This window comes from Paenibacillus sp. NRS-1781 (genome assembly GCF_050467745.1).
GTDB classification, from domain to species: Bacteria; Bacillota; Bacilli; order Paenibacillales; family Paenibacillaceae; genus Paenibacillus; species Paenibacillus terrae_A.
This window is the reverse complement of record NZ_JBITPI010000025.1, coordinates 1-9,890: the sequence shown is the minus strand read 5'-3', so window position 1 is coordinate 9,890 and position 9,890 is coordinate 1. Positions and strand designations below refer to the sequence as shown.

Annotated in this window: 8 protein-coding genes and 2 pseudogenes; 6 read left to right on the top strand and 4 right to left on the bottom strand. The window is 43.2% G+C overall.

Translation table 11 applies throughout. The annotated features are described in order from the left end of the window. A partial coding sequence (locus ACIFO6_RS10540) for a glycoside hydrolase family 32 protein (protein WP_430040636.1) occupies positions 1 to 463 on the top strand: 463 nt, incomplete at its 5' end. 232 nt (positions 464 to 695) lie between these two features. On the opposite strand, the pseudogene ACIFO6_RS10535 reads toward ACIFO6_RS10540, so the two are convergent. Both ACIFO6_RS10535 and ACIFO6_RS10530 read right to left on the bottom strand, forming a co-directional pair. Beyond that, positions 696 to 877 (bottom strand): annotated as a pseudogene (locus tag ACIFO6_RS10535) (hypothetical protein); the annotation flags it as partial. A 15-nt stretch (positions 878 to 892) separates the two neighbouring features. Next, a complete protein-coding gene (locus tag ACIFO6_RS10530; RefSeq protein ID WP_430040635.1) occupies positions 893 to 1,462 on the bottom strand; it encodes a TetR/AcrR family transcriptional regulator C-terminal domain-containing protein in 570 nt (189 codons plus the stop codon). A 151-nt stretch (positions 1,463 to 1,613) separates the two neighbouring features. On the opposite strand from ACIFO6_RS10530, the gene ACIFO6_RS10525 reads away from it, so the two are divergent. Further along, the gene (locus ACIFO6_RS10525) at positions 1,614 to 3,326 is read left to right on the top strand and encodes a CocE/NonD family hydrolase (protein ID WP_430040634.1); all 1,713 of its coding nucleotides are present in this window, start codon (positions 1,614 to 1,616) and stop codon (positions 3,324 to 3,326) included. Between the two features lie 152 nt (positions 3,327 to 3,478). On the opposite strand, the gene ACIFO6_RS10520 is transcribed toward ACIFO6_RS10525, so the two are convergent. Both ACIFO6_RS10520 and ACIFO6_RS10515 read right to left on the bottom strand, forming a co-directional pair. After that, positions 3,479 to 4,471, bottom strand: a complete 993-nt coding sequence (locus ACIFO6_RS10520; RefSeq protein ID WP_430040633.1) for a carbohydrate kinase family protein — start codon at positions 4,469 to 4,471, stop codon at positions 3,479 to 3,481. A 22-nt stretch (positions 4,472 to 4,493) separates the two neighbouring features. Next, positions 4,494 to 5,528, bottom strand: a complete 1,035-nt coding sequence (locus ACIFO6_RS10515) for a LacI family DNA-binding transcriptional regulator (protein WP_430040632.1) — start codon at positions 5,526 to 5,528, stop codon at positions 4,494 to 4,496. A gap of 506 nt (positions 5,529 to 6,034) precedes the next feature. Between ACIFO6_RS10515 and ACIFO6_RS10510 the strand changes: the two genes are divergently transcribed. The 4 genes and pseudogenes from ACIFO6_RS10510 to ACIFO6_RS10495 form a co-directional block, all read left to right on the top strand. Further along, positions 6,035 to 6,919, top strand: coding sequence for an ABC transporter permease (locus tag ACIFO6_RS10510; protein ID WP_430040631.1), 885 nt, complete (start codon positions 6,035 to 6,037; stop codon positions 6,917 to 6,919). Positions 6,920 to 6,933: 14 nt separating this feature from the next. Then, positions 6,934 to 7,815, top strand: a complete 882-nt coding sequence (locus ACIFO6_RS10505) for a carbohydrate ABC transporter permease (protein WP_430040630.1) — start codon at positions 6,934 to 6,936, stop codon at positions 7,813 to 7,815. Between the two features lie 18 nt (positions 7,816 to 7,833). Beyond that, positions 7,834 to 9,453: an ABC transporter substrate-binding protein gene (locus ACIFO6_RS10500; protein ID WP_430040629.1), complete on the top strand. Its 1,620-nt coding sequence runs from the start codon at positions 7,834 to 7,836 to the stop codon at positions 9,451 to 9,453. Between the two features lie 73 nt (positions 9,454 to 9,526). Beyond that, positions 9,527 to 9,890 (top strand): annotated as a pseudogene (locus ACIFO6_RS10495) (glycoside hydrolase family 32 protein); the annotation flags it as partial.

Genomic DNA, 9,890 nt, shown 5'->3' with positions numbered 1-9,890 from the left:
AGAATGGTCTTTTGCAAGCGAATTCGGTTCCGACATTCCACATATACACCGAGGGATATTTGAATGTCCTGATATATTTCGAATCCGAGTAGATGAGGATGATAATACTAATAAATGGATACTAATTCATATTTCTGATTCAAAGTCAGAAATTATTGCAGAATTTGAAATCAGTACGGCCGTGAAATACGGGTTCAAAGTGCGGAAGTCTTCCAATCAGGAGACGATCATCGGATACAATATCTCGAATGGGGAGTTGTTCGTCGATCGGACGAAATCGAGCGCCATTGATTTTCTTTCCGATTTCACAGCAATACACAAGGCCCCTATGAAGCCAGAGCATGGACGGGTACAACTGAGTATTTACGTGGATTGGTCAAGTGTCGAGGTCTTCGGAAAGCAGGGGGCTGGAACTCTACGCCATTGGCGGAGAACTAAGGGTCGTATCGCTTCAAATCAATGATCTAGTAAGCATTTGGGGAAATGAGACTGTTTAAACGTTAGTTATCGTTATTATTCAAATTAAAATTATCTCACGACAGAACTCGTTGAGCAGCGGCTTGATTCGACGAAGTGGTTACAGCCCGGTTGCGTGCATCCGTATCTGAACTTGGTCCCCAAAACGAATTAAAGTAACATTTTTCTACCTGGACACGTAACACCCGATCGGTTCACAACCGTATCGGGTGTTTTCATTTTTGAATCGCTTGGTAATCGCGAATCATGGATTCGTCTTCAAAAAGGATGTGCTGAATTTCGTCCTTCATCACTCTTTTTTTAAGTCTGGAAATGTGGATTCTGTATAGATTCGTTGTTTTTCTTCGTCCGCCGCTGCCAAGGTATACGTTGGTTTCGTGTGGCTTAGCCCCTGTCGATGAGCAGTAAACCATTTCTATATTCGAAATGAATTATTCATTCCCTGTTCAAAACACTGATTGATCAAGTCAGACACTTCATCTACGGTTAGATTATTGTTTACTTCAATCCACCATTTAATCGTTGTTAAACAGGATGAAGCAAATAAACGCAAAAAGTAATCACCTGCCCCCTTAGATTTTTCTTTGATTTCATAGCGATAAATCCAATTATTGCATAAGTTTTCAAAAATTCGTTGTATCTCAACAGCAAAATTCAATGTTTCCGTATTTATTGAAATTAAGGCCCTGTAAGTCGTTGCATTAGCTTGAATGTGCCTCACCACTCTTAAAATGCTGTTGTATTGTTTGATATCGTCAAATTCAATGCAACTGGAAAACTCATCTATAATGCGATTCCCGAGCTTGTCTAGAAGATCATACTTATCTTGGAAATGTAAATAAAAGGTCGACCGATTAATCATTGCCTTATTCGCTATGTCTTGAACAGTAATAGAGGAGAAGGAACTCATGTTTAGCAATTCTGTAAACCCACATTCGATAGATTTTTTCGTTCGTAGTGCACGCAAGTCTTGTTTAATAGACAATTTTTTGCCTCCTGTCTTTTTAATCGACAAAGCGCATTCATTTGCCAGTTATCCAACATTTCAAACTCTATTAGTCATATTATATATCTACTTGCTAGATTAAAATTAGTAATGTAGAAATATATTACATAAATAAATGGAGGTTCATGAAATGTCATACAAAGATAATGGCAATGTCGAAATTACATATCGGCAATCGAAACCAATTTCACAGTCAGAATATCCTGGGTTTGAACCAAGCGCAAGTATTATAAAGAAAGGAACCGTGCATCGTACAGATGGACAGCCTATTCCATGTGATATTCTCTGTGAACGTGATGTTGCAGTGAAATTAAGGGATGGTACAACCATTTACACTGATATATTTCGTCCCCTAGATGAAAAGAATGTACCGACACTTGTTGCATGGAGCCCTTATGGCAAGAGAGGCAGTGTCTTATCCCTCGATATTTTTCCGGGACGTATGGATGTTGCTCCCAAAGAGGAAGACGGTCTTAATAAATTTGAAGGCCCTAATCCGGGATATTGGGTAAACCATGGATATGCCATCGTTCATCCTGATCCACGTGGCGTATTTAACTCAGATGGGAACATTCATGCTTGGGGAAAACAGGAGGCTGAAGATGAATACGATTTAATAGAGTGGGTTGCAGAACGTGAGTGGAGCAATGGTAAGGTAGGATTAACGGGAAATTCGTGGTTAGCCATTTCACAATGGAATGTTGCTTCTTACCGTCCGCCTCATCTTTCGGCTATTGCCCCTTGGGAAGGCGCTTGTGATATATTTAGAGAGACCTGCTTCAAAGGCGGGGTACCCGACTTCTCTTTTACTGAAATGATTTTTAGCTCCTTTATTGGAAATACAAGTTATGAAGATATGCCTGCCATGATGCGGAAATATCCGCTAATGAATGAATACTGGGAAGAAAAAGCGCCAACCTTAGAAAACATAGAGGTGCCTGCTTATATTGTTGCTAGCTATACGAACCTTCTACACACTTATGGTACCTTCGAGGGCTGGCAACGAATATCATCTAAGGAAAAGTGGCTTCGGATTCATAACACTTTCGAATGGCCCGATTACTACAATCCACAGCATGTTGAAGATTTAAGAAAATTCTTTGATTATTATCTCAAGAGTGAGCAAAATGGCTGGAACAACACCCCCAAGGTCCGTTTAGCTGTGCTCGATCCAGGTCACCAAGATATTTTGAATCGGGAGGAGGAGGACTTCCCACTAGAACGACAACAATTAATGAAACTATACCTGGATGCCAGTTCCAATACATTAAGCCAGGATACTGTAGGAAAAAAGGCCAAAATAAAATATACTGCTGATGATAAAGGGGTATCGTTTAAGGTATCCTTTGAACAGGATATGGAAATTGTTGGGTACATGAGGCTGCATTTATGGGTATCCACAGAAGATTTTAATGATATGGATGTATTCGCTTTTGTAAGGAAGCTAGATGCTAGTGGTAAGGAGCTCCCAATCAAAGTTATTAATGACCGTTATTATGCCGGGGCTAGCGGACGGATGAGAGTATCTCTTCGCCAACTTGATACAACGAAATCAACACTGGAAAAGCCAGTACAAAGCTTTAAAACGCAAGAAAAAATTAAACCCGAAGAGATTATTCCTGTCGAAATTGGATTCTGGCCAATGGGGATGAAATGGCATGCCGGGGAACAACTAGAATTGCTTATCACCGGAGTCGAACTTTTAAAGCGCCCCGAATTTCCTGAAATGTCAAGTAGTCCCTATATTAATCAGGGAACGCACACCATATATACTGGGGAAGAATACGACTCTTACTTAATGATTCCCGTTATTCCTTCTGGAAACCACAAGTGCTTCAGTTGAAAGCTCCATGATTGATTCTTACGAGTCCCCATCCCATAACACCACTCAGTATCTGCTGTTATGAGCGATTGAATCGTAAGATCCAGAATGATGAATCTCTACAAAAAAAGGTGTCCAGCGACCTTAGGATCGTCGGACACCTTTTTATGTTCTTACGCTTCAATCCTTGATTCACCCTGCTCTACGAAACGCTTAACTTCTTCCAGCGACGGCAAGGCTGCAATCGCTCCAACTTTGGTGCACACGATGGCGCCGACTTGATTGGCAAGTGTTACAAATTCCTGCTGCTGCTTCCCGTTGGTGGTAAATGCCTTAGCCTGACTCAGCTGACTGATTTGATACAGCATAGCTCCGACGAAGGCATCCCCAGCACCAGTAGAGTCGATCGATTTGACAGCAATACTGCCGATTAGCGAACGAGAGACACTACTTGAGATGAGGGTTCCTTCTTTCCCCAAGGTAACTGCCACCGTCTTGGCTCCCAACCCATGCAAAAGATCCAATGAAGCATTGCGGTCAGTCAGCCCTGTAATGATGCTTAATTCCTCTTCGCTTACCTTTACTAAATCCGCATTGTGTATTCCTCTTCTGGACAGTGCGATAAATTCCTCCAGCCTGTCTTTCCAGAGGTCCCCCCGGTAATTGGGGTCAAAGGAGGTGAATTGCCCATTGGCCTTCGCCTCGTCCAATAAAGATAAATACGCTTCCCGGAAAGGATCGGCGAGCAGGGCCGTTGCCGAGCCAAAATGCAGAATGGCAGCCTGCCGGGTCCATTCCCTATCAATGTCCTGCAGAGACAGCTGACGGTCAGCTCCGCGGTTGAACACGAAATCCCGTTCGCCGTTAGCGGCAAGGGAAACAAAGGCCAGTGTAGTCGGTGTTGCCGGATCAAAAAGGAGCATGGACGTATCCACGTGCTGCTCATCCAGAGTTTGCTTCAGGTACATGCCGAACGGATCGGCTCCGACTTTTCCCAAGAATGACGCTTTTCCTCCGAGCTTGGCTACGGCTGCGCTCACATTTGCTGGAGCACCGCCGGCCTGCTTGGAGAAATGCTGACCCTTGGCAAGATTGACATCAATATCCGTGCAGAAAAAATCAATGAGCAGCTCGCCCACACATAGAACCGTTCCAACATTTTTCACTTTGATTCACCTCTTGGCAGATTTAGTTTAAAACAGGCGTCGAGTCCCGGTATAAGATATCCGTTGCAACATGGGTCACTCGGTACGGCATGGTATTATCTTTGATTCTGGACAATAACATTTCGGCTGAAATAATACCCATCTGACTACTGTAAATATGTACGGTAGTCAGATGGGGCTCGACTACCCGGGATTCTGAAGCATCATCGAACCCGCAGACAGCAACATCTTCCGGGACTTTAATCCCTTTGTTTTTCAAAGATTTTATCACGCTGATGGCAATGAAATCATTGGCGCAAATAAAGACGGAGGGGCACTCCCTCAGAGCATCCAATTGCTGCTCCATCCAGTTCTCCTCTATAAAGAAATTGCGGTCCGGCGCTATAATGCTATGGGCAGGGTCCAAGGTGATTCCGGCTTCTGCCAGGGCCTTATTGAATCCCGTCCAGCGTTCATTGAAGCTTTTGCAGTGATTGTAATCGCCTACAAAACCGAAGCTTTCATAGCCATGATCTATTAATTTCCGGGTAACACAGTATGTGCTGTGCTCATTTTCCATCAATACCAGATCTGCCTTCAATTCCGGATACACCATATCTGCAGCGCAATCAATAAAAATGGTTGGGATGTCAAGTTCCGTGATCAGCTTGCTGTATTCCTTGCTGAACATCTCGATGCAGAAGATGCCAGCCACATTCGAAGGCTCGAAATTACCGGGTAGGGTCATCGTATTGATATCGTTCTCGCGGACAAAATAAATGGATAAAGTATAGCCCTGGTTGCTGATTTCCTTCTCCAGCCCGTTGATCAGCAGCGATCCAAAGTGTGAGCTATTGGGAAGATTACAGGTCAAAAGTGCGATATTGCCCTGTTTTTCAGAGGCTGTTTCCATATAAGAAAATTGTTTGTATTTAAGCTCCACTGCTTTTTTGATTACCTTGTCCCTCGTTACGGCAGGAATATTCTCTATTCCATTAAGCGCCTTGGATGCAGTGTTTCTGGAAATTCCCAGGGCATCGGCGATGTCTTGAATAGTAACCTTTGACTTCCTTTTCATATTGTTCCACCTTATTCTCCCGAATTAAGATTCTTCATATTTCTAAATATATAGTATTTTCGTGCTTTTAACAATGAAATTATTCAAATGAACAAAATTAGTTTACATTTGTTTATTTATTAGATGCATTTTTAAGGTACTTTGTGCTTTAAATATTATATTACTCTTGAATTGTGTGTTTTTAATGAATTTTGTTGCCAAAATGTATTGACTTATTCAATGTGCACCTGTTAAATTGTAAGAGAAAAAATGTTCAAATGTAAAATGTAAACCCATTCATCTTGGGGAAGTGTAGATTTCTAATCATGTTGGAGGTGGGGGGATTACCAGTAAGGCATTTGCAAAACATCTTGTATTTATGTCAGAGAGATGACATAACATGGCTTATTACTGTCTTTAAAAACAAGCCGTGAACAGTAGGGGGGAAAAGATTGGCAAACTCGATCGCTCAAAAAAGGGGAGTTAAGGATTCAGAACCAAAAAAAAGAAACCATTGGCTAAGTTACATGGTTCGAAATTATATATTGTATTTGTTTCTGGTTCCGTCCATAATTCTTACCGTTATTTTCAAGTATGTTCCCATGTACGGTTCGATCATTGCGTTTAAAAATTTCAGTCCAAGAAAAGGAATCATGGGCAGCGAATGGGTTGGATTTGAACATTTTCAACGCTTTCTTTCATCACCAAATTTTTATGACATTTTAATGAATACGCTTAAACTAAGCGCTTACGGTCTTATTCTCGGTTTCCCAGTACCCATCATTCTGGCCTTAATGCTAAATCTGATCAGAGGAGCGAAGCTCAAGAAGAATATTCAGCTTATTGTATACGCACCTAACTTCATCTCAGTGGTTGTTGTTGCCGGCATGCTGTTTGTTTTTCTTTCGCCGACTGGAGTAGTGAACGCCATGGTAACAGCCTTCACCGGCAAGCCTATTTCTTTTATGACTGATCCCGCCTATTTCCGAACAGTATATATATTGTCCGGTATATGGCAAACAGCCGGCTGGTCCTCAATCATTTATGTAGCCACCTTAGCCAATGTGGACCCGCAGTTGCATGACGCTGCAACAATTGATGGCGCATCTTTGTTGAAGAGAATCCTTCACATTGACCTGCCAGCTCTCAAACCCGTCATGGCTGTCCTATTCATTCTCGCTGCAGGAGGCATCATGTCGATCGGCTATGAAAAGGCTTACCTGATGCAGACGGCTCTGAACACGCCAACCTCGGAAATCATCGCGACTTATGTATACAAGGTGGGGCTGCAATCCGGCGATTATGCTTATTCTACGGCAATCGGGTTATTCAATTCCGTGATTAACGTGGTCCTGCTGATTTTCGTAAATACCGTCGTCAAGAAGCTGAACGAAGGGGAAGGGCTGTACTAAAGAAGGAGGTATTTATGGATATTCAATACACCGGGAAGGACCGGATTCTGATCATCATCAATTATATTCTGCTTGGTTTGTTTGTTCTCGCTATTCTGTTACCGCTGGTTTATGTGGTGCTTTCGTCCTTTTTGACTCCCAATACCCTGATTAGCAAAGGGTTTGCCATTACATCATCCGATTGGACACTCACGGGATATGCCAAAATCCTAAGCAATGGTGCCATGATTCGCGGTTTTTTTAATGCCATTTTTTATTCAGCAGCCTTTGCGTTCGCAACCGTATTGTTTTCCGTCTTCGCGGCTTACCCGCTTGCGATTGAAGGGCTGGTAGGGAAACGGTCCATTATGATCTTTTTCCTGATAACGATGTTTTTCGGTGGTGGTCTGATTCCAACCTATCTGGTGATTAAGGATTTAGGCATGTTGAATACGGTGTGGGCCATTATTCTGCCCGGCTCGATCAGCGTATTCAATATTATTCTGGCAAAGACTTATTTCCAGGGGCTTCCCAAAGAGCTGTTTCAGGCGGCGAGCATAGATGGAGCTTCGGAGCTCAGTATTTTCTTTAAAATCGTCCTGCCATTGTCGAAGCCTATTATTTTTGTTCTAGCTTTATACGCTTTTGTCGGACAATGGAATTCTTATTTCGACGCCATGATTTATCTGGATGATCCCAAGCTGTTTCCGCTTCAACTGGTGCTGCGCTCCATTTTGATACAGAATCAGGTTCAGCCTGGTATGATTGCCGATGCGCTGGCGCAAGCGGAGCTTAAGAAATTGTCCGAAATGATTAAATACTCTGCCATTGTCATATCAAGTTTGCCTTTGATTGTCATGTATCCATTCTTCCAGAAGTATTTCGAAAAGGGTGTCATGGTAGGCTCGATCAAATAACAAATCGGGGGAATAGAGATGAAAAAAACATTACTAACCTTGTCCGTGCTGGTGCTTTCTACTTCACTGCTAGCCGGATGCGGCGGCTCAGGCAATAATTCTGCGGCATCCGAAGATTACAAGCTGGAAAATGTCACTCTGCCGCTTAAAGAGAAAGTTACCTTGCATTTTATGACTCAAAGCTCGCCGTTGGCACCTTCTGATCCAAATGAAAAGCTGATTTATAAAAGACTGGAAGAAAAAACAGGTGTGCATATTGATTTTACCAACTTCACCTCGGATTCCTTTACGGAAAAAAGAAACCTGGCTGTTGCCAGCGGGGATCTTCCAGATGCCATGCTAGATGCCGGCTATTCCGACTATGATTTGTTGAACCTCGGACAGGATGGAACCATTATCCCTCTGGAGGATTTGATTCAAAAATATATGCCGAATCTACAGAAGGTATTGAAGGAAGCACCTGAGTACAAATCCATGATAACCGCACAGGACGGGCATATTTATGCTTTTCCCTGGATTGAGGAGCTAGGGGCCGGGAAGGAGAGCATTCATTCTGTAAACGACATGCCATGGATCAATGTGGAGTGGCTGAAAAAGCTGGGACTTAAAATGCCAAAAACGACGGAGGACTTAAAAAATGTTCTGCTCGCATTTAAAAATGGCGACCCTAACGGAAATGGCCAAGCAGATGAAATCCCGCTGTCCTTTATGCTCAATAACGGCAATGAGGACCTGAATTTTCTGTTTGGATCATTTGGTCTTGGGGACAACAGCGATCATACTGTAGTGACCAATGAGGGGAAAGTGGTCTTCACCGCCGATCAGGACGGTTATAAAGACGGGATTAAATACCTTAATGAGCTATATAAATTGAACCTGATCGACGAGGAGTCATTCGAGCAGGATTATAACACGTATCTGGCCAAAGGCCAGAATGAAAAATATGGTCTCTACTTTCAATGGGATAAGGCGAATATTTCAGGAGACAACGATAAATATGAATTGATGAACCCGCTCGCGGGGCCAAGCGGTGAGGTCAATGTGACCCGCACGAACAATCTCGGCTTTGACCGGGGGAGAATGGTGATTACCAGTGCCAACAAAAATCTTGAGCTTACGGCAAAATGGATTGACCAGCTGTATGATCCCATCCAGTCCGTACAGGACAACTGGGGCACCTACGGCGACAAAATTCAGCAGAACATTTTTGAATACGATGAAGCGAGTCATATGCTGAAGCATCTTCCGCTTAAGGGAACGGCTCCTGTCGAGCTGCGGCAAAAAACGAGTATCGGTGGTCCATTGGCAATTCTTGACGAGTATTATGGAAAAGTAACGACCAAGCCCGATGATGCAGTAGGGCGGCTCAAGCTCATGAAAGAAAGACTTGTTCCTTATATGAAGGCTGACCACAATTTCCCGAAAGTCTTCTTCTCGCTGGAAGATCAGAAGCAGATCTCTACCTTGGAAACAGACTTATTTGCCTACGTTAACCGCAAACGGGCGGAATGGATCAAAACAGGCAAAGTGGAAGAAGAATGGGCGGATTATAAAGCCGAGCTTTCCAGACTGGGACTGGACAAATGGCTGGAAATCAAACAAAAAGGCTACGACCGATATCTTAAAGATCAAGGCTGAAACATATAAAAGGTGGTTGGGGCTGTTAAACACCTTATCAACTATCAATAGGAGAGTGGATACCATTAAAGACATGCACCTAACGAATGACAATAACAGCAGAAAAGGATCACGAAACAGTTATTATAGGGAGACATACAGGCCTCAATTCCATTATTCACCGGAGAAAAATTGGATGAACGATCCCAACGGCTTGGTTTACTATGAAGGAGAGTACCACCTGTTCTACCAGCATACGCCCCATGATACGCGGCCTGACTTTGGCCGCATGCATTGGGGACATGCGGTAAGCAAGGATCTAGTGCATTGGGATGAACTCCCACCGGCAATTCCGCCTGGAGAGGACGGAGCGATCTTCTCGGGAAGTGCGGTGGTGGATAAGAACAATACAAGCGGATTTTTCAACGAAGAAGGAACAGGTTTGGTTGCCATTTATA